Raw genomic sequence first — 19881 nt, forward strand, 5'->3', positions numbered from 1 at the left:
AACCCGCATGGGTATTGGTGCCGGCTGCAGGACTCGAACCCGCCACCTGATGATTACAAATCAACTGCTCTACCAGATGAGCTAAGCCGGCGAAGTCGTGTATTGTAACCGATTCACTGGTCACTGCGACTATCTGTTGATGTGAAATCGTCTGCTTTCGCTGTGTTTCACGCGCGTTGCCTTGCGCATCGCGCTCGTGCAGCGTTCTCTCGACTTACTTCACTACCTTCAGGCGAGCACGTCCGGCGTTGCCGCCTGCCGTACCGTTGCCACCCGGGCGCGTCGGATCGGGGTCGTCTTCACCCGTCTCCTGCGCCGGCGGCACCGCTTCCAGTTCGGGACTCTCGTCCACAGACGCCTGCTTGTCGACCGGGAATGCCATCCCCTGCCCATTCTCGCGAGCGTATATCGCCAGCACGTTCGGCACCTGCACTTCCACTTTCTGTGAAATACCGCCGAAGCGGGCGCTGAATTCGATCCAGTCGTTGCCCATCTGCAGTCCGCTCGTGGCGTCGAAACTGATGTTCAGCACGATCTCGCCATCTTTCACGAACTCACGCGGAACACGGGTCCGGGCATCGACATGCACGGCCAGATACGGCGTGTAACCGTTGTCGGTACACCACTCATACAGCGCGCGCAGTAAATAAGGCTTGGTAGACGTTTCAGGCATATAACCAACGTTTCCCGCCACGAAACCCGCCCGTCACCCTCGACAGGCCGGCCCCGCCAGCGGGCAAATCAACGTATTAGCGACGCATGACCTTTTCGGACGGCGTCAGTGCTTCAATGTACGCCGGACGGCTGAAAATCCGCTCGGCATACTTCATCAACGGCGCAGCATTCTTCGACAACTCAATGCCATAGTGATCCAGACGCCACAGCAACGGAGCAATCGCCACGTCGAGCATCGAGAACTCCTCGCCCAACATGTACTTGTTCTTCACGAAGATCGGCGCCAACTGCGTCAGACGATCACGAATCGACAGTCGTGCCTTCTCGTGATTCTTTTCCGCCGCCTTGCCCTTCTCGTTCTCAAGCGCGCTCACGTGAACGAACAACTCTTTCTCGAAATTGAACAGGAACAGACGCGCACGCGCACGCTGCACCGGATCGGCCGGCATCAGCTGCGGATGCGGGAAACGTTCGTCAATGTACTCATTGATGATGTTCGATTCGTACAGGATCAGGTCGCGCTCGACAAGGATCGGCACCTGACCGTACGGGTTCATCACCGCGATGTCTTCCGGCTTGTTGAACAGATCGACGTCACGGATCTCGAAATCCATGCCCTTTTCGAACAAAACCAGCCGGCAACGCTGGGAGAAGGGGCACGTCGTGCCCGAGTACAAAACCATCATAGCGCGTCTTCCTTAAAAACCAACGGGGCCGGGGCGGGAAACCGACGCTTCCCAAGCCCTGGCCCCGTCGTACAGACGTTATTTTACTTCACGTCCTTCCAATAGGCCGAATTCAGGCGCCAGGCAAGTACCGTAAAGAGTCCCAGGAACAACAAAACCCATACGCCCAACTGCCGGCGCGTTCGCTGCGCCGGTTCCGACATCCAATCCAGATAAGATACCAAATCCGCCATGGCAGAATCAAATTCCACCGGCTTCATCGTCCCCTGCGTGATCTGCACGAACTGCGCCGGGCCATGCTCCGCCCCCTCCACATGCTTCAGACTCCGCTGCCCCTGCAACTGCCAGAACGGGTTCGGCATACCCACATTGGGAAACGCCAGATTGTTCCAACCCGTCGGACGCGTGTCATCACGATAGAAGGTACGCAAGTAGGTGTATAGCCAATCGGTGCCCCGGGCGCGGGCCTCGACCGACAGGTCGGGCGGAGCTGAGCCGAACCACTCCTTGGCATCCGCCGCGCGCATGGCGACAGTCATGGTCTCGCCGATCTTGTCCGTCGTGAACAGCAGATTGTTCTTGACCTCCGTCTCCGACAGCCCCAGATCCTTGAGACGCGAATAGCGCATCGACGCCGCCGAGTGGCAGTTCAGACAGTAGTTCACGAACAGCTTCGCGCCGCGTTGCAGCGACGCCAGATCGTCGATCCGGCTGGGCGCCGTGTCCAGCGCCCCTCCCTCTTCGGCCATGGCCGGCGCCGCGAAGCCACTCAGGAGCGCCAGGATAAGCAACAGTTTTCTCATCTTGATATTCCTAGTCGTCGTTTGAGTGCGCTCAATGCGCCGCGAAAGTCACGCGATCCGGTACCGGCTTGAAGGTGCCGCGCTTGCTCCATAGCGGCATCAGCCAGAAGAAACCGAAGTAATACAGCGCACCGACCTGCGAAATGGCGGTCTTCACGGGCGTCGGCCCCTGAATCCCCAAATAGCCCAGCACGAAGAAAACGACGACGAGAATACCCAGCAGCACCTTATGGAATCCCGGACGGTAACGGATCGACTTCACAGGGCTATGGTCCAGCCACGGCAGGAAGAACAGCGTCACCACCGCGCCGCCCATAACCACCACGCCCCAGAACTTGGCTTCCGTCAGGAACATGAACAGCAACAGCAGGACCACACCGCCCGACGCAGCCACCTTGGTCGTCGCCGCCGCGCGGCCCTTGATCCACCAAACGCCCGTCACCAGTACCGCCACGCCCATCAGCACATACTTGAAGTCGTCGGTCGTGGCACGCAGCATCGAGTAGAACGGCGTGAAGTACCAGACCGGTGCGATGTGCGGCGGTGTCTTGAGCGGATCGGACGGAATGAAGTTGTTCGCTTCGAGGAAGTATCCGCCCATCGTCGGCGCGAAGAACACGATCGCCGAGAACACCATCAGGAACACGCCCACACCCATGATGTCGTGGACCGTGTAGTACGGATGAAACGGAATGCCGTCGAGCGGTTTGCCGTTGGCGTCCTTCTTGTCCTTGATTTCGACGCCGTCCGGGTTGTTCGAACCCACCTCGTGCAGCGCGATGATGTGCGCGACGATGAGCCCGATCAGCACCAGCGGAATCGCAATCACGTGGAACGCGAAGAAGCGGTTCAGCGTCGCATCCGACACGACGTAGTCGCCACGAATCCACAGCGACAGGTCCGGGCCGATGAACGGGATTGCGGAGAACAGGTTCACGATCACCTGTGCGCCCCAGTAGGACATCTGACCCCACGGCAGCAGATAGCCCATGAACGCTTCGGCCATCAGGCACAGGAAAATCAGGCACCCGAACACCCACACCAGTTCGCGCGGCTTGCGGTACGACCCGTACAGCAGCCCGCGGAACATGTGCAGATACACCACGACGAAGAACATCGAGGCACCGGTCGAGTGCATGTAGCGGATCAGCCAGCCCCACGGCACTTCGCGCATGATGTACTCGACCGACGCGAATGCGAGGTTGGCGTCGGGCTTGTAGTTCATCACCAGAAAGATGCCGGTGAGGATCTGGATCACCAGCACCAGCATGGCCAGCGAGCCGAAGAAGTACCAGAAATTGAAATTCTTGGGCGCGTAATACTCGGACGCGTGGTCCTTCCAGAGCTGTGTGAGCGGAAACCGGCGATCGATCCAGCCCAGCAAGCCCGTCGTGTCGACCTGTTTGTCGGCGGCCATGATTACGCTTCTCCTTTTTCGTCTTTACCGATCACGATCCTGGTGTCGCTCACGAACATGAAACGAGGCACGTCGAGATTCACGGGCGCCGGCTTGTTCTTGAAGACGCGACCCGACATGTCGTAGGTCGAACCGTGGCAAGGACACAGGAAGCCCGGGTCTTTGCCCAGAGCCAATTCGGCGCCCGCCTGATACGGCCCGGACGGAATACAGCCCAAATGCGTACATACGCCAATGACGACAAGGAGATCCTTGTGTTCGGCTCGCGCCCGAAATTCGTTGTTCACGTATTCGGGTAGCGGGAAGGTGAACGTCAGCTTGGAATCCGGATCGGCCAGTTCCGACGTCACTTTGGACAGCGAAGCCATTTCTTCCGGCGTCCGGCGCACGATCCAGACCGGAAGGCCACGCCAGGCAACCGTCATCTTTTCGCCCGGCTTGAGCGCGCTGACGTCCGCCTCGACGGGCGCTCCGCCAGCCTTGGCGCGCTCCGAGGGTTGGAGGGAACTGACGAAAGGAACGAGTGTTGCAACGCCGCCCACGCCTCCAGCTACGGACGTTGCAATCAGCAGGTTCCGGCGGTTGCTGTCGACGGCACGTTTCTGATTGTTACTCATCACAAGCCCCACACGGTTGAATTTGTATTTCCGTCAACCTTAAATCATACGCGAGCGTAAATGCCTGAAACAACGGCAAAACGCCCCTGTCTCCTAGTGGTTTTCGCGTATTTTCAAAGGATTAACGTACCCTGCGGGTGGCTACCGCCCACCCGGGGTTTCGCTATTGGGATGCTGCACGAGAACCGCTATGATCGCCGCTTTCGTTGACGCGTGCACGACATTTAGTCATCATTTTCCCTGTCTCGCCCCGGTGACATCGTGCGCGGCCTGTGGCAATCGCGTGACATCGACGGTCGTTGATCGGCGTCACCGTTGCCCTCGTCCAGAGACCCGCATGAGATTACCGGTCAATCAATGCCAATTCGAGAGGACCGGTGCAGCGATGCTCCCCCGGCCACTCATCAAAACAGCGGAGGAATGGCATGAGCTTCATGTCGGAATTCAAGGAATTTGCCGTCAAGGGCAATGTGATCGATCTGGCCGTCGGTGTGATTATCGGCGGGGCCTTTGGCAAGATCGTCGATTCGGTCGTCAAGGACCTGATCATGCCGATCGTCGGCGCCATCTTCGGCGGCCTCGATTTTTCGAGCAAATTCATCCTGCTCGGCGCGATTCCGCCTGACTTCAAAGGCAATCCGACGTCTTATGCCGACCTGACCAAGGCCGGTGTCGCCGTGTTCGGATACGGCAACTTCATCACCGTCGCCCTCAATTTCCTGATTCTGGCGTTCATCATCTTTCTGATGGTCAAACAGATCAACCGCCTCAAGCGCCCCGCACCGGAAGCGCCGGCCGCGCCGGCACCGACCCCGGAAGACATCGTTCTGCTGCGCGAAATCCGCGACAGTCTCAAGAAGCAGAACGGATAAGCGCCGATAACGCGACACCCCGCTCAGGCGGGGTTCGGCAGGTCGAAGAAGCGATGTTCGAGCCCGAAGCGGGCGGCGACATGCTCGCCAACCGCTTTCGCGCCGCCACGCTCGGTCGCATGATGCCCTGCCGCCAGATACCCCACCCCGCTTTCCAGCGCGAGATGCTGGGTGGGTTCGGACACTTCGCCGCTGATATACACGTCCGCCCCCGCGGCGATCGCAGCTTCGAAAAAGCCTTGCGCGCCGCCCGTGCACCACGCCACCCGGCGCACGTGCCGGCCCGGATCGCCCAGCACAAGGGGCTGGCGCCCCAATTGACGTCCGACGTGGGCCGCCAGTTCGGCGAGCGTCGTCGGTTGCGCGGGTGCGCCCAGCCAACCGAGCTGATCGGGACCGAAACGGCCGCCATCGTCGGCAAATCCGAGCCATTTTCCGAGCTGCGCGTTGTTGCCGAGTTCCGGATGCGCGTCGAGCGGCAGATGGTAGGCGAACAGATTGATGTCGTTACCGATCAGCAAGCCGAGGCGCTTGCGCTTCATCCCGGTAATGCGGGCGTCTTCGTTTTTCCAGAAGTAGCCGTGGTGGACGAGGACGGCGTCGGCCCCCCAGTCGCGGGCGGCTTCGAGAAACGCCAGACTCGCGCTCACGCCGGAGGCGATTCTGTTGATCTCGTTGCGCCCCTCGACCTGTAGGCCGTTCGGGCAGTAATCGCGAAATTGCGCGATTTGCAGGGTATCGTTCAGATACAATTCCAGTTCAACACGATTCATATAGGTCTCGCTCTTTCATGCTCAGACGCTTCTGGCTACTGTTCGCGCAAGCGGTCACCGTGCTGCTTGCGTTGCTCTTCATCATCGCCACTCTCAAGCCTCAGTGGCTGCAACGCCAGGGTTCGTTCGGCAAGCAACTGGCCAATCCGATCATCGCCTTGCAGGAAGTCGCACCCAGCCTGTCCGACAAGCCGGCGGCCGGCTCGTATGCGGACGGCGCGCAAAAGGCCATGCCCGCGGTCGTCAGCATCTTTTCCAGCAAGGAACAAAAGCAAAATCGCGATCCGCGCCTGGATGATCCGCTGTTCCGCTACTTCTTCGGCGACGGCGGCGGCACGGTGCGTCAGGATCCGGTGTCCAGCCTCGGTTCCGGCGTGATCGTGAGCAGCGAAGGCTATATTCTCACGAATCATCACGTGGTGGACGGCGCCGACGAGATCGAAGTCGCCCTCGCCGACGGCCGCAAGGCCCGCGCCAAGCTGGTCGGCAGCGATCCCGAGACCGATCTGGCGGTCCTGAAGATCACCCTCGACAATCTGCCCGCCATCACCCTCGGACGCATGGAGCAGGTGCGCGTGGGCGACGTGGTGCTCGCCATCGGCAACCCGTTCGGCGTCGGCCAGACGGTCACCATGGGGATCATCAGCGCGCTGGGCCGCAACCACCTCGACATCAGCACCTTCGAGAACTTCATTCAGACGGATGCCGCCATCAACCCGGGCAACTCGGGCGGCGCGCTGGTCGACGTGAACGGCAACCTCCTCGGAATCAACACGGCGATCTACTCGCGCAGCGGCGGCAATATGGGCATCGGTTTCGCGATTCCGGTATCGACGGCCCGCTCGGTGCTCGAGAGCATCATCACGACCGGTGGCGTCACGCGCGGCTGGGTCGGGGTCGAGCCACAGGACATCACGTCCGATATCGCCGAGTCGTTCGGGCTTCAGCAGGATTCGGGCGTCATCATCGCCGGTGTGGTGCAGGGCGGGCCGGCCGACAAGGCGGGCGTCCAGCCGGGCGATATTCTGGCGAAGGTGAACGACGAGTCCATTCGGGATACGACCGAACTGCTCAATGTCATCGCGCAGATCAAGCCGGGCACACAGGCCAGGCTGCATGTCACGCGCAAAAAGAAGGATCTCGATCTGACCGTGACGATCGGCAAGCGGCCGCCCCCGCCCAAGCGCCCGGTGCAGGACGACGAGGACGGCGGCGAAGAGAACAACGCCGACTGATCCCCGCCCGACCGGCAAGACGGGCACGTGGTAAAGCAAAAAAGCACGGGGTTCAATCCCGTGCTTTTTGTTTTTGCGGCGCCCTTACGTATCAGGACGTTGCCTTGCCGTCCTTCTCCGCGTCAGCTTGCTGTCCCTGTTTGACGAACAACCTTGCGGCCACCAGCCCCAGCTCGTAGAGGATACACAGCGGCACGGCCAGCAGCAGTTGCGAGAGGATATCCGGCGGCGTCACCACTGCGGCGAGCACGAACGCGCCGACCACCACATACGGACGAATCTGCTTGAGCTTGTCGATGCTCACCACGCCCATGCGGGCGAGGACCACGACGACCACCGGCACCTCGAAGGTCACCCCGAACGCCATGAACATCGTGAGGACAAAACTCAGGTAGTTGTCGATATCGGTGTTCATCTCCGCGCCCAGCGGCGCGTTGTAATGCGCAATGAAGTGGAACACCGTCGGAAAGACGAGGAAGTACGCGAACGCCATACCGATCAGGAACAGCGTATAGCTGCTCACGACCAGCGGCATCACCAGCTTCTTCTCATGTTGATACAGCCCCGGCGCAATGAACGCCCACACCTGATACAGCACGATGGGCAGCGCAATCACGAACGCGACCATCAGCGTGACCTTCATCGGGACGAAGAACGACCCCGTGATGTCGGTGACGATCAGCTTGCCGTCGGCGGGCAGCGATTGCGTGAGCGGGCGGGCGAGCAGCCGGAAGATGTCCGGTGCCCAGTAGACCAGTGACAGGAACACCACGATCACCGCCATACCCGCGCGAATGATGCGGTTACGCAACTCGACCAGGTGCGAGATGAAGGTCTCTTCGGCGCCCCCGTCGGGGATTTGTTTCTCGTCGCTCACGTCGACTTATCCAGGAATGAAGCCGGCACAGTGCCAGATGGCGGGAAGTTCGGCACGGTTATGTCCAGTAGCGTCTTCGAGGGTCTTGGGCGAACCTCAGAAGAACTTGACGGGTCGACGCAGCTTGGCCGGTGTGTGACGCGCCACGCGCGCCGCCCCCGACTGCACTCGCGTTCGCGTCGTGCTGGCTTGTTTGAACCAGATGGGCGTCGCGGACCGGCGAACACGCCAGTTACGGCGCTTGGCCGACGCGCGAATGCTCGACGTCACCACCGGCTCGGAGAGATAGCTGTCGGAGTACCCGGTCGCGGCATCGGTGCCGCCGCCGGCGATCTCGCTCGACGACGTGCCCGTCGCGCTCGCCCAGGCCTCATTGAGCGACGCCTCCTGCTCATGCAACTGCTTCTGAACGGTGTTCTGCGCGCTGCGCGCCGCGTCCTCGAACTGCGAGCGCATGTTGCGCAACTCGTCGAGTTCCATCTCGCGACTGACCTCGGCCTTCACGTCGTTGATATAGCGTTGTGCACGGCCGAAAAGGGCGCCCGCCGTGCGGGCCACCTTGGGCAGACGCTCAGGACCGATCACGACCAGCGCCACCACGCCGATCAACATCAGTTTGGAAAGACCGAGATCGATCATGTCGACGCCGGCTTAGCCTTGCTTGTGATTGCTCGCGTCCTTGGCCTGCACGTCGATGGTGGTCGAATCGCGCAGTTCCTTGGCAGCCGCCGGGTCGTCCTTGGTACCGGAAGTGCTTTCCCCTTCCTTCATACCGTCCTTGAAGCCCTTGACTGCCCCACCGAGATCACTGCCCATGTTGCGCAGCTTCTTGGTGCCGAAAACCATCATCACGATCACCAGCACGATCAGCCAGTGCCAAATACTCAACGAACCCATGACCACTCTCCTTGCGTTTGCTGACCTCTGCCGCGTCGCGGCGAGGTTTCGTCCAGCGCCCCCGCCCGCGGCACTCAAGCCTGCGGCGCGGTGCGCCATGTTTGCCCCGTGTGCCGCCACCCTGTGCCCCATTGTGGCACATTGCGCGTCACGTCCAGCATCGTAACCGGGCACGACACCGGGTAGAAATAAATGTTTCGTGAAACCTTTTTCGATGCGCAAGCGGTGCATGTTCCACCGGATTGACGCAGCAAGCCGTCGCGTTATTCCGAAGGCTGCGGACTTGCGGCAGCCCTTACATGCGCTTCCACGGCCGCGGCCCGGCCAGAATGTGCAAGTGAAGATGATAAACCTCCTGACCGCCCCCCGGCCCGGTGTTCATCACCACACGAAACCCGTTGCCCTCGACGTTCAACGCATTGCCGTCGAACCGATAGCCCTGCTCGGCCGCGAGCTTCGGCGCGAGGAGCATCATCTTGCCCAGCAGGGCCTGGTCTTCAGGCTGGCAGTCCTGCAACGTGGCGATATGCCTGCGCGGCACCATGAGCAGGTGCAGCTCGGCGGCGGGATTGATGTCCTTGAAGACAACGACGTCGTCGTCGGCGTACACCTGCGCGCTCGGAATCTGCCCGGCGATGATTTTGCAGAAGATACAGTTGTCGTGCGTCATGCGTGTGTCTTCCTCTCGTATTTTTTCGATGGATCGACGCGTCGCCGCAGCCCTCAGGCGCGCGCCGCGTACATGGGTTTGCTGTCGTTCAGATAAAGCCAGCCCTTGACGATTCGGTACAGCGTCCAGATACCGAGCACCCACAGAATCGCGAAGCCGATGAACACGATGGCGAGCGCCACGCCCAGCACAGCCCACACCACCGACCACCAGAAGGTGCGGATCTGCCAGGTGAAATGCGAGGCGTAGAGTGTGCCGGCCGCGTCGTCGCGCTTGACGTAATTGATGATGATGGCCACGATGGCCGTCACGCCGCCCGTGAGCCAAAACAGCGCATAAAGGGCGTAGAGCACGTGCGTGAGCTTGCGCAGCGCGCGCTCCTGCTCCTCCGTGGGAGCATTCACGACATTCGGCGTGTTGATGGTATAGGGGTGGCCCGTGCTGCCGGTGCCGTGCGGATCGTTCATGTGGCGTCTCCTTTTGAGCGCCTGCACGCCGTGTTTCGGGGGCGGCAGGCAAGACCGCGATCAGTCCGCGTGTTCCCCGCGCGTGCCGCGTTGCGCTTTCTCGACGAGCCCCGACAACCCTTCTCGGCGAGCCAGTTCGGCCAGCACTTCGTTCGGGCTCAGGTCGTGATGGGCGAGCAGCACCATGCAGTGGAACCACAGATCGGCGGTCTCGTTGACCAGTTTCTGACGCAAATCGCCAGCCTTTCCGGCGCCGTCAATGCGAATGTCCTTGGCGGCGAGCACCACTTCCGTGGCCTCTTCGCCGATCTTCTTGCAGATGGCGTCGTCGCCCTTGTGAAACAGACGTGCAACGTACGACTTGTCCGGATCGCCGCCCTTGCGCGAGGCGATCACTTCGGCAACACGCTCGAGCGTATCGTTCATGACGTTCACTTGTAGATCTTGTTCGGGTCTTTGAGCACCGGTTCGACGGTGGTCCACCGACCCGCGTCCACGCTGCCCTCGAATTTCTGAAAGAAACAGGAATGACGGCCGGTATGGCATGCGATGCCGTCGTTCTGCGTCACCTTGAGCAGGACCACGTCTTCGTCGCAGTCGAGACGAATCTCGTGCACCTTCTGCACGTGGCCCGACTCCTCGCCCTTGTGCCACAAACGCTTGCGCGAGCGCGAATAGTAGACGGCTTCGCCGATCTCCACGGTGCGCACGAGCGCTTCGCGGTTCATCCAGGCAAACATCAGCACGTCGTTGCTGCCGACTTCCTGCGCGATCACGGGCACAAGGCCCTGCGCGTCCCAACTAACCTTGTCCAGCCAATCCTGGGTCATGATGCGTCGAATTCCGTTCAAAGGCGAGAGGAGCCGCAAGGGCTCAAAGGCGAACCGAAATGCCCTTGCCGGCCATGAAGCGTTTCGCTTCGCCGACCGTGTGCTCGCCATAGTGGAAGATGCTCGCGGCGAGTACGGCGTCCGCGTGGCCTTCGGTCACGCCGTTGGCCAGGTCTGCGAGCGACCCCACGCCGCCGGAGGCGATGACGGGAATGCTCACGGCATCCGACACCGCGCGGGTGAGCGCCAGATCGAAGCCGCTCTTCGTGCCGTCGCGGTCCATGCTCGTGAGCAGGATTTCGCCCGCCCCCAGCACCTCGATCCGCCGGGCCCACGCCACGGCATCGAGGCCGGTGTTCTTGCGACCGCCATGCGTGAAGACTTCCCAGCGCGGCGCCTCGCCGTCGGCCGAAACGCGCTTGGCGTCGATCGCCACGACAATGCACTGCGAGCCGTACTTGGCTGCCGCATCGGCAACCAGTTGCGGGTTGGCAACCGCCGACGAGTTCATGCTGACCTTGTCGGCGCCCGCGTTGAGCAGACGCCGCACGTCCGCCACTTCGCGCACGCCACCGCCCACGGTGAGCGGGATGAAGACCTGCGCGGCCACCGCTTCGATGATGGGCAGAATGAGGTCGCGCCCGTCGGAGGTCGCGGTGATGTCGAGGAACGTGAGTTCGTCGGCGCCCTGCTCGTCATAGCGACGGGCGATTTCGACGGGGTCGCCCGCGTCGCGAAGTTCGACGAAGTTGACGCCCTTGACCACACGGCCGGCCGTCACGTCCAGACACGGGATGATGCGTTTAGCGAGAGCCATGATATAGGCACGCGAGGCGGTCGCAGCCGCTGTCTCGCTTATGCCGCTCCTTCGGAAAGCTCGTCGGCGCGCGTTTGCGCCGCGGAGAAATTCAGGTCGCCCGAGTAGATCGCCCGGCCGCAGATGACGCCTTCGACGCCCTCGCCTTCGACCTTGCACAGCGCGTCGATGTCGCCCAGATTCGACAGACCGCCACTGGCGATCACCGGCACGGTCACCGCCTGCGCGAGACGCACGGTCGCGTCGATGTTGATGCCCTGGAGCATGCCGTCGCGGCCGATGTCGGTGTAAATGATCGATTCCACGCCATAGTCCTCGAACTTGCGCGCCAGATCCACGACTTCGTGGCCGGTGAGCTTGCTCCAGCCGTCGGTGGCGACCTTGCCGTCCTTGGCGTCGAGGCCGACGATGATGTGTCCGGCGAAGGCGCTGCACGCATCGCGAAGGAAACCGGGGTTCTTCACCGCCGCCGTGCCGATGATGACGTACGACAGACCATCGTCCAGATAGCGCTCGATCGTGCCCAGATCGCGAATGCCGCCGCCCAGCTGCACGGGAATGTCGGCGCCGACTTCCTGAATGATGGCGCGGATGGCCGCTTCGTTACGCGGCTTGCCAGCGAATGCGCCGTTCAGGTCCACCAGATGAAGACGGCGCGCACCCTGATCGACCCAGTGTCGGGCCATGGCGGCGGGGTCCTCCGAGAATACGGTGGCTTGATCCATGTCGCCTTGTTTGAGGCGAACACATTGACCGTCTTTAAGGTCGATGGCCGGGATGAGCAGCATAGGCAATCGTGAAACGTCGCTAGTGGGAAGTAAAAGGAATTCGCGAGTTACGCGGACAACACGAAACCGACCCCGGTCTTGCCGGACAACGGCATGGCGGGATCGGGTTCATCAACATGACACAGTATAAGCCGTGATGGAGCGCACGCTCTGGGAGGAAACCGGGAGACGGCGCACCGCACAGGTAGTCATCAGGGCTTCCACTGCGCAAAATTGCGATAAAGCGCAAGGCCGGCCTGGGCGCTCTTTTCCGGGTGAAACTGAGTGGCGAAGATATTATCTTGGGCCACTGCACAGGTAAAGGGCACTCCGTAGACCGTCTCGCCGGCCGTCAGTTCAGGCTTTGCGGGCACGACGTAATAGCTGTGCACGAAGTAAAAATAGCTGTCGTCGGGCACGCCGGCCCAGATCGGATGGTCGCCCTGCGTCTGGCGCACGCGGTTCCAGCCCATCTGCGGCACCTTGAAGCGCGAGCCGTCGTCCTGCACCTGCCCCTCGAGATCGAAGCGCACCACGCGCCCCGGCAGCAGGCCGAGTGCAGGCGTGTTGCCTTCGTCGGACATGTCGAACAGCATCTGCTCGCCCACGCACACCCCGAACATCGGCTTGGTGGCGGCGGCTTCGACGACCGCCTCGCGCAGGCCAGACTCGTTCAGGCAGCCCATGCAATCGCGCATTGCGCCCTGCCCCGGGAGCACCACACGGTCGGCGGCGCGGATCCCGGCAGCGTCGCTGCTGATGCTCACGTCGGCCTCCGGGGCTGCGGCACGCAGCGCCTGATAGACCGAGCGCAGGTTGCCCATTCCGTAGTCGACAATCGCAATCTTATTCATCTCAAACCCGGCAGCAGTATTTTCAAACCATCGATAATGAATTCCACGGCCAGCGCCGAGAGGATCAACCCCATTAGACGCGTGCCGATGTTGATGCCCGTGCGCCCTAGCCAGCCTTCGATCCGGCCGGCACTGCGCAACGCCACCCAGCACACGGCCCCCACGCCCACACCGATCGCCATGAGCGCCAGGATCTGCGCCCAGCCGTGCGCACGCCCGGAGTAAATGATCACGGTGCTGATCGTGCCCGGGCCGGTGAGCAACGGGATCGCGAGCGGCACCACGGCGATGTTGGGACGCTCCTCCGCTTCGTGGCGCTCTTCCGCCGTCGCCCGCGTGTTTCCCGTCTGCGCGTTGATCATGTTCACCGCCATGAGCAGCATGATCACGCCACCGCCGACTTCCAGCGAGGCAATCGAAATGCCGAAAAAGCGGATGATCGCCTCGCCGAACAATCCCGAGCCCGCCACCACCAGCGCCACGGCAATCGCCGCCACCTTGATCGTGTGGCGCTTCTCTTCGCGCGTCTGCGTGGACGTCAGGCTGATGAACAGCGGGATCGCCCCGAGCGGATTGATCAGGGCCAGCAGCGAGATGAAGAACTTGAAGGCGTCGAGCGTCATAAGGGGCACACGGCGCCGGCGGCCGGCCGGTCGATGAATCCTGCACTGGGCGCCGGACACCGGTCCGGCGGACTATTCGAGCTGTTTACAGACTTCCCTTCGTGGACGGCACGACACCGGCCGCACGCGGATCGATCTCCACCGCCATGCGCAACGCGCGACCGAACGCCTTGAACACCGTTTCGCACTGGTGATGGGCGTTGATGCCGCGCAGGTTGTCGATGTGGAGCGTGACGCCCGCGTGATTCACGAAGCCACGGAAAAATTCGATGAGCAGGTCGACGTCGAAGTTGCCCACGCGAGCGCGTGTGAACGGCACGTGGAACTCCAGACCGGGACGCCCCGAGAAGTCGATCACCACGCGCGAAAGTGCTTCGTCGAGCGGCACATAGCTATGGCCGTAGCGCACGATACCCTTCTTGTCGCCGATGGCCTTGGCAACCGCCATGCCCAACGTGATACCGACGTCTTCCACCGTGTGGTGGTCGTCGATGTACGTATCGCCCTTGGCTTCGATATCCATATCGATAAGGCCGTGGCGGGCGATCTGGTCGAGCATGTGGTCCAGAAACGGTACGCCGGTATCGAGGGTCTTACGGCCGGTGCCGTCCAGATCGATCTTGACGCGTATTTGCGTTTCGCTGGTATCGCGAACGACTTCCGCAATGCGCATGATGGTGAGTTCTCGTCGTATAGCTTGTTAGAGCGATGCGGCCAGGGCTTCGACCATCGCCGCATTCTCCGTGGGGGTGCCGACCGTCAATCTGAGGCAATTGGCCAGCAATATGTGCATTTTACCCACGTTTTTGATCAGCACCTTGTGTGTGAGCAGCCCGGCATGGGTTTTGTCGGCATCCGGGACCCGAACCAGCAGGAAATTCGCGTCGCTCGGGAACACCGTCACCCCGGGAAGCGCCGCTACGGCGGCCGCCAGCCGCGCGCGCTCAGTGCGCAGTCCGGCCGCCTGCGCGTCGAGAACATCGAGGTGATCGAGCATGAAGTCGGCGCAGGCCTGCGTCAGCACGTTCACGTTATAGGGCGGACGCACCTTGTCGAGTTGATCGAGCCACTCGGCGGCCCCCGCCACATACCCCAGCCGGATCCCCGCCAGCCCGAGCTTCGAGACGGTGCGCATCACGAGCAGGTTCGGAAATTCGAGCAGGCGCGGCATCCACGTCTTCCCGGCGAACGGCTGATACGCCTCGTCGATTACCACCAGCCCCTTGCCGGCCGCGCGCACGAGCGTCTCGATGTCCTCGTCGGCAAACAGATTGCCGGTCGGATTGTTCGGGTATGCCAGATAGACGACCGCGCCCGGATGCGCCGCAATCGCATCGAGCATGGCCGGTACGTCCAGCGAGAAGTCGGCGCGCAAGGGCACGCCCACGAACTCGATGCCCGCCAGCCGCGACGACATCTCATACATCACGAAACCCGGCGTCGGCGCAATGACCGCCGCGCCCGGGCGCGCCGTCGCCATCGCGATCATGCTGATGATCTCGTCGGAGCCGTTGCCCAGCAGCAGCGTCGCCCCGGCAGGCACGCCCATCGTGCTCGCGAGCTTGCCGAGCAGGGCCTGTGGACGCGGCGCCGGATAGCGGTTGAGCGCCACGTCGGCCAGACGCTGCCCCAAGGCGGTGCGCAGCGTCTGCGGCAGGCCGTAAGGATTTTCCATCGCGTCGAGCTTGAGGAAGCCACTCGCATCAGGCACGGGATACGTGCTCATGGCGAGCACATCTGGGCGGATCACTTGGTCGACGGACATGGCGAAGAGGGAATGAGCACCCGGCGGGCGGTTGGATCGATGGGATCGATGGAATTGGGACGAATCAATTGAAGGCGAACGTCAGCAAGCCCGCGTCGGCCCCGTCGATCTTGACGGTGCAGCGCCGACCGGTCTCCACGCTGCCGAGCGCGTCCGTAATGCGCTGGACGCGCATGCCCGTCTGCCACGACAGCGCCTGCGCCACGGCCGGGCTCACCCGCGCGGGCGATTCCTCGGCCTCGCAGCGCATGGCGACGAGCCGGTCGCCCACGCGCCCAAACACGCCGTGCGCGACTTCCTCGTCGGTGCCGCGCAGCGCGGTCTTGCCATCCAGACGAAGCACGTACACGTCGTTATCGAACGCCTGACGTCGCACGCACACCGTCATCTTCTGTACGGAAGCGGCTCCGAACGTGGCGTGCTGGCAATAATTACCGGCGGCGTGTGCCGCCGGACTGGCCCCCAGTGCAAGGCCGGGGAGAACGGCAACACGGAATACATGCCGCAGCACGGTCCGCGCGAAGCGGACCGGCAGCGATGGCAACGAAGGGAAAGCGTTTGCGCGGATCCGACGCCGGGCCGTGGCCGGCGTCATTGGACAGTACGCGGGCCGCAGGGCGTCGTCGCGCATGTCAGGACTCGTGATGCAAACGGTATTCGGCACTGCGCGCGTGCGCTTGCAGGCCTTCGCCGTACGCCAGTTCGGCAGCGATCTCGCCGAGCATGCGGGCACCGCCCTCGCTCACTTCGATGAGGCTCGAACGCTTGATGAAGTCATACACGCCCAGGGGCGACGAGAAGCGCGCCGTGCGCGAGGTCGGCAGCACGTGGTTCGGACCGGCACAGTAGTCGCCGAGGCTCTCGCTCGTGAACTTGCCGAGGAAGATCGCACCGGCGTGGCGAATCCTGTCGCCCCACTGCTGCGGCGTCTCGGCGGAAATCTCCAGGTGTTCGGGCGCGATCACGTTGGCAATCTCGCAGGCCTCGGCCATATCGCGCACCTTGACCAGCGCGCCACGGCCTTGCAGCGATGCGGCGATCACGTCGCGACGCGGCATGTCGTCGATCTGGCGCTCCAGCGAGGCATGGACTCGCTCGATGTACGCGGCGTCCGGGCACAGCAGGATCGATTGCGCGAGTTCGTCGTGTTCCGCCTGCGAGAACAGGTCCATCGCCACCCAGTCGGGGTCCGTCGAACCGTCGCAAATCACGAGAATTTCCGACGGCCCGGCGATCATGTCGATGCCAACGGTGCCGAACACGCGGCGCTTGGCCGCCGCCACGAAGGCATTGCCCGGCCCGACGATCTTGTCGACGGCCGGCACGGTTTGCGTGCCGTACGCCAGCGCGCCGACCGCCTGCGCACCACCGATGGTGAACACGCGATCCACACCGGCAATGTGCGCGGCGGCAAGCACCAGCGGATTCTGCACGCCGTCCGGCGTGGGCACCACCATCACGATTTCCTTGACGCCGGCCACGCGCGCCGGAATCGCATTCATCAGCACGGACGACGGATACGCCGCCTTGCCGCCCGGCACGTAAATGCCCACGCGATCGAGCGGCGTGACCTTCTGGCCGAGCACCGTGCCGTCGGACTCGGTGTACTGCCAGCTATGGCTGCCGCATTCGATACGTTGCTTTTCGTGATAGGCCCGCACACGCGCGGCGGCGGCTTCGAGCGCCGCACGGCGCTTCGGCTCGAGACCTTCGAGCGCTGCGGCCAGCACGTCGGCAGACAGCTCCAGCGCCGCCATGTCGGGCGCGCTCAGACGGTCGAAGCGGTTGGTGTATTCGATGACGGCCGCGTCACCGCGGGTCTTCACATCGGCGAGAATTTCAGCGGCCGCACGGTCGATGGCGGCGTCTTCACTCGCCTCGAACGCGAGAACGTCGCGCAACTGCGTCGCGAAGCCTTCGTCGGTCGAATCGAGTTTGCGAATATCGAGTTTCATGCTGTTTGCCGGGAGGCCTGCTCAAAGGCCTCCAGAATAGGCTGCAACGACTCACGCTTCAACTTGAGCGCAGCCTGGTTGATCACGAGGCGGGACGAGATATCCATGATCTCCTCCACTTCCACCAGATTGTTGGCCCGCAGCGTGCCGCCGGTGCTCACCAGATCGACAATCGCGTCGGCCAGGCCCACGAGCGGGCCCAGCTCCATCGAGCCGTACAGCTTGATCAGGTCGACGTGCACGCCCTTGGCGGCGAAGTGCTCGCGCGCCACGTGCACGTACTTGGTCGCCACACGCAGGCGCGCCCCCTGACGTACCGCGTTCGCATAATCGAAGCCATTCGGTACAGCCACAGACATGCGGCAACGCGCAATGTTCAAATCGATCGGCTGATACAGACCGCCGCCGCCATGCTCGATGAGCACATCCTTGCCGGCGACGCCGAAGTCGGCAGCGCCGTACTGGACATACGTCGGCACGTCCGTCGCGCGCACGATGATCACGCGCAGGTTCGGATCGGTCGTCGGCAGGATCAGCTTGCGCGAGGTCTCCGGGTCTTCCGTGACTTCGATGCCGGCAGCGGCCAGCAACGGCAGCGTCTCCGTAAAGATACGCCCTTTCGAGAGCGCCAGCGTCAACGGTTGGGCTAGCGGCCTGGCCGACGTAGCCGACTTGGCGGAACTCATGCAATCTCTCCCTGGCGTGCTTCGACACGCCGGATTCGCGCGCCCACGGCGCACAACTTGGCCTCGATACGATGATAGCCGCGATCGAGGTGATGAATACGGTCGACGAGGGTACGGCCTTCTGCCGTCAGCCCCGCGACGATCAGGCTGGCGGACGCCCGCAGGTCGGTAGCCATCACGTGCGCGCCGGACAGCCGATCCACGCCGGAAATCCGCGCCGTATTGCCTTCGATACCGATATTCGCGCCCAGACGCGTCAGTTCCTGCACATGCATGAAACGGTTCTCGAAGATCGTCTCGACCACTTGCGATGCGCCTTCGGCGATGCAATTCAGCGCCATGAACTGCGCCTGCATGTCGGTCGGAAATGCCGGGTATTCCGACGTACGGAAACTCACCGCCCGTGCACGGCGATCCATCCGCACGCGCAGCCAGTCCGCGCCGCCGGTCACGTTCGCACCGGTCTCGCGCAGCTTTTCGATCACGGCGTCGAGCGTGCCCGGCACCACGCGGCGCAGCGTGATGTCGCCACGCGTCGCCACCGCCGCACACAGGAACGTGCCGGCCTCGATACGATCCGGCACCACGTCGTGCGTTGCACCATGCAAGCGGGCGACGCCGGTCACGACCAGACGATCGGTACCGATGCCTTCGATCTTCGCGCCCATCTTCACGAGCAGGTTCGCCAGATCGGTCACTTCCGGCTCGCGCGCGGCGTTGGCCAGCACGGTCACGCCGTCGGCGAGCGTTGCCGCCATGAGCAGGTTTTCCGTCCCCGTGACGGTAATCATGTCGGTCACGAGCGTCTCGCCGCGCAGCCGCGACCCGCGCGCGACGCCGGCCACGATGTCACCGTGCGTGAGCATGATCTCGGCGCCCATCTTTTGCAGGCCCTTGATGTGCTGATCGACGGGGCGCGCACCGATGGCGCAACCGCCCGGCAGCGACACGCGCGCCTCACCGCAACGGGCGAGCAGCGGACCGAGTACCAGGATGGACGCCCGCATGGTTTTCACCAGCTCGTACGGCGCCGCCGGCTCGGTAATCTGCGACGCGTCCAGCGTCACCGCCTCGCCCTTGCGCTCGACCTTCACCCCCATGCGTGTCAGCAACGTGAGCATGGTGCGCACGTCGTGCAAATCGGGGACGTTACCCAGCACCAGCGGCTCGGCCGTCAACAGGCTCGCGCACAGAATGGGCAGGGCCGCGTTCTTGGCGCCCGAGACCGTAATCTCTCCTGCCAGCCGCTCGCCGCCTTCGATTTCCAGGTGGTCCGCGGCCAAACGCTCGCCGGCGACGCCCTCACCGTTGCCGGCTGCGCCAGCGCTTTCTTGCGTGATCCTCATTGCGCCTGATACTCCGCCGGCGTGAGCGTCTTCATCGAGAGCGCGTGAATTTCGGCCTTCATACGATCGCCCAGCGCGCCGTACACCAGTTGATGGCGCGCAATGAGGCGCTTGCCTTCGAACTGCGCGCTCACGATGGTCGCGAAGAAGTGCTGGCCATCACCTTCGACGGCCACGTGCTCGCAAGCCAGACCGGCTTCGATGTACTGTTTGATTTGTTCGGGGGTAGGCAGCATTGCTGATCCTGGA

26 protein-coding genes and 1 tRNA gene are annotated in these 19881 nt (G+C 62.8%); 2 read left to right on the top strand and 25 right to left on the bottom strand.

Going from position 1 to position 19881, the window contains the following annotated elements:
• Nucleotides 1–15: 15 nt before the first annotated feature.
• From AB870_RS20905 to petA, 6 genes are all read right to left on the bottom strand, one after another.
• A tRNA-Thr gene (locus tag AB870_RS20905) sits at nt 16–91 on the bottom strand.
• A gap of 123 nt (nt 92–214) precedes the next feature.
• Complete coding sequence (locus tag AB870_RS20910; protein ID WP_047906150.1) at nt 215–673, bottom strand: ClpXP protease specificity-enhancing factor; 459 nt, start codon at nt 671–673, stop codon at nt 215–217.
• 76 nt (nt 674–749) lie between these two features.
• Nucleotides 750–1361 carry a glutathione S-transferase N-terminal domain-containing protein gene (locus AB870_RS20915; RefSeq protein WP_044457268.1) on the bottom strand — a complete coding sequence of 204 codons (612 nt, stop codon included), beginning with the start codon at nt 1359–1361 and terminating at the stop codon, nt 750–752.
• A gap of 83 nt (nt 1362–1444) precedes the next feature.
• Nucleotides 1445–2164 (bottom strand): cytochrome c1, encoded by a 720-nt coding sequence (locus AB870_RS20920; RefSeq protein ID WP_047906151.1) that lies wholly within the window; start codon nt 2162–2164, stop codon nt 1445–1447.
• A 31-nt stretch (nt 2165–2195) separates the two neighbouring features.
• Entirely contained in the window at nt 2196–3581 is a 1386-nt protein-coding gene (locus AB870_RS20925) for a cytochrome b (protein WP_047906152.1), read from the bottom strand.
• Between the two features lie 2 nt (nt 3582–3583).
• Entirely contained in the window at nt 3584–4198 is a 615-nt protein-coding gene (petA, locus tag AB870_RS20930; RefSeq protein ID WP_047906153.1) for a ubiquinol-cytochrome c reductase iron-sulfur subunit, read from the bottom strand.
• Nucleotides 4199–4623: 425 nt separating this feature from the next.
• Between petA and mscL the strand changes: the two genes are divergently transcribed.
• Nucleotides 4624–5070 (top strand): large conductance mechanosensitive channel protein MscL, encoded by a 447-nt coding sequence (mscL, locus tag AB870_RS20935; RefSeq protein ID WP_044457272.1) that lies wholly within the window; start codon nt 4624–4626, stop codon nt 5068–5070.
• Between the two features lie 23 nt (nt 5071–5093).
• On the opposite strand, the gene AB870_RS20940 is transcribed toward mscL, so the two are convergent.
• On the bottom strand, nt 5094–5843 hold the full coding sequence (locus tag AB870_RS20940; RefSeq protein ID WP_047906154.1) for a Nif3-like dinuclear metal center hexameric protein: 750 nt from the start codon (nt 5841–5843) through the stop codon (nt 5094–5096).
• Nucleotides 5844–5860: 17 nt separating this feature from the next.
• Here AB870_RS20940 and AB870_RS20945 point away from each other — a divergent pair, with 17 nt between their 5' ends.
• Nucleotides 5861–7078 (top strand): Do family serine endopeptidase, encoded by a 1218-nt coding sequence (locus tag AB870_RS20945; RefSeq protein WP_047906155.1) that lies wholly within the window; start codon nt 5861–5863, stop codon nt 7076–7078.
• A gap of 91 nt (nt 7079–7169) precedes the next feature.
• On the opposite strand, the gene tatC is transcribed toward AB870_RS20945, so the two are convergent.
• The 18 genes from tatC to AB870_RS21035 all read right to left on the bottom strand — a co-directional run bounded on the left by tatC (nt 7170) and on the right by AB870_RS21035 (nt 19868).
• Nucleotides 7170–7955, bottom strand: coding sequence for a twin-arginine translocase subunit TatC (gene tatC / locus AB870_RS20950; protein WP_047906156.1), 786 nt, complete (start codon nt 7953–7955; stop codon nt 7170–7172).
• A 96-nt stretch (nt 7956–8051) separates the two neighbouring features.
• A complete protein-coding gene (gene tatB / locus AB870_RS20955) occupies nt 8052–8594 on the bottom strand; it encodes a Sec-independent protein translocase protein TatB (protein ID WP_047906157.1) in 543 nt (180 codons plus the stop codon).
• A gap of 12 nt (nt 8595–8606) precedes the next feature.
• The gene (gene tatA, locus AB870_RS20960) at nt 8607–8852 is read right to left on the bottom strand and encodes a Sec-independent protein translocase subunit TatA (protein ID WP_047906158.1); all 246 of its coding nucleotides are present in this window, start codon (nt 8850–8852) and stop codon (nt 8607–8609) included.
• A gap of 295 nt (nt 8853–9147) precedes the next feature.
• A complete protein-coding gene (locus AB870_RS20965; RefSeq protein ID WP_047906159.1) occupies nt 9148–9522 on the bottom strand; it encodes a histidine triad nucleotide-binding protein in 375 nt (124 codons plus the stop codon).
• 53 nt (nt 9523–9575) lie between these two features.
• Nucleotides 9576–9989, bottom strand: coding sequence for a DUF4870 family protein (locus AB870_RS20970; protein WP_237169999.1), 414 nt, complete (start codon nt 9987–9989; stop codon nt 9576–9578).
• Between the two features lie 60 nt (nt 9990–10049).
• Entirely contained in the window at nt 10050–10415 is a 366-nt protein-coding gene (locus tag AB870_RS20975; protein WP_047908518.1) for a phosphoribosyl-ATP diphosphatase, read from the bottom strand.
• A gap of 5 nt (nt 10416–10420) precedes the next feature.
• A complete protein-coding gene (gene hisI, locus AB870_RS20980; protein ID WP_047906160.1) occupies nt 10421–10819 on the bottom strand; it encodes a phosphoribosyl-AMP cyclohydrolase in 399 nt (132 codons plus the stop codon).
• A 43-nt stretch (nt 10820–10862) separates the two neighbouring features.
• Complete coding sequence (gene hisF / locus AB870_RS20985; RefSeq protein ID WP_047906161.1) at nt 10863–11636, bottom strand: imidazole glycerol phosphate synthase subunit HisF; 774 nt, start codon at nt 11634–11636, stop codon at nt 10863–10865.
• Nucleotides 11637–11674: 38 nt separating this feature from the next.
• The gene (gene hisA / locus AB870_RS20990) at nt 11675–12424 is read right to left on the bottom strand and encodes a 1-(5-phosphoribosyl)-5-[(5-phosphoribosylamino)methylideneamino]imidazole-4-carboxamide isomerase (RefSeq protein WP_047906162.1); all 750 of its coding nucleotides are present in this window, start codon (nt 12422–12424) and stop codon (nt 11675–11677) included.
• A gap of 191 nt (nt 12425–12615) precedes the next feature.
• Complete coding sequence (hisH, locus tag AB870_RS20995; protein ID WP_047906163.1) at nt 12616–13257, bottom strand: imidazole glycerol phosphate synthase subunit HisH; 642 nt, start codon at nt 13255–13257, stop codon at nt 12616–12618.
• Nucleotides 13254–13880 carry a MarC family protein gene (locus AB870_RS21000; protein ID WP_044457284.1) on the bottom strand — a complete coding sequence of 209 codons (627 nt, stop codon included), beginning with the start codon at nt 13878–13880 and terminating at the stop codon, nt 13254–13256. Before AB870_RS21000 ends, hisH begins: the two co-directional genes overlap by 4 nt.
• 85 nt (nt 13881–13965) lie before the next feature.
• Nucleotides 13966–14553 (bottom strand): imidazoleglycerol-phosphate dehydratase HisB, encoded by a 588-nt coding sequence (hisB, locus tag AB870_RS21005; protein ID WP_047906164.1) that lies wholly within the window; start codon nt 14551–14553, stop codon nt 13966–13968.
• 27 nt (nt 14554–14580) lie between these two features.
• On the bottom strand, nt 14581–15645 hold the full coding sequence (gene hisC, locus AB870_RS21010) for a histidinol-phosphate transaminase (RefSeq protein WP_047906165.1): 1065 nt from the start codon (nt 15643–15645) through the stop codon (nt 14581–14583).
• A 64-nt stretch (nt 15646–15709) separates the two neighbouring features.
• Complete coding sequence (locus AB870_RS21015) at nt 15710–16276, bottom strand: hypothetical protein (RefSeq protein ID WP_047906166.1); 567 nt, start codon at nt 16274–16276, stop codon at nt 15710–15712.
• Between the two features lies 1 nt (nt 16277).
• The gene (gene hisD, locus AB870_RS21020; RefSeq protein WP_047906167.1) at nt 16278–17600 is read right to left on the bottom strand and encodes a histidinol dehydrogenase; all 1323 of its coding nucleotides are present in this window, start codon (nt 17598–17600) and stop codon (nt 16278–16280) included.
• Complete coding sequence (gene hisG / locus AB870_RS21025; RefSeq protein WP_047906168.1) at nt 17597–18286, bottom strand: ATP phosphoribosyltransferase; 690 nt, start codon at nt 18284–18286, stop codon at nt 17597–17599. The genes hisD and hisG overlap by 4 nt, the downstream gene beginning before the upstream one ends.
• A complete protein-coding gene (gene murA, locus AB870_RS21030; RefSeq protein ID WP_237170000.1) occupies nt 18283–19632 on the bottom strand; it encodes a UDP-N-acetylglucosamine 1-carboxyvinyltransferase in 1350 nt (449 codons plus the stop codon). Before murA ends, hisG begins: the two co-directional genes overlap by 4 nt.
• Nucleotides 19629–19868, bottom strand: coding sequence for a BolA family protein (locus tag AB870_RS21035; protein ID WP_044457291.1), 240 nt, complete (start codon nt 19866–19868; stop codon nt 19629–19631). The genes murA and AB870_RS21035 overlap by 4 nt, the downstream gene beginning before the upstream one ends.
• Nucleotides 19869–19881: the final 13 nt, after the last annotated feature.

Source organism: Pandoraea faecigallinarum, from assembly GCF_001029105.3.
In the GTDB taxonomy this organism is placed as follows: Bacteria; Pseudomonadota; Gammaproteobacteria; order Burkholderiales; family Burkholderiaceae; genus Pandoraea; species Pandoraea faecigallinarum.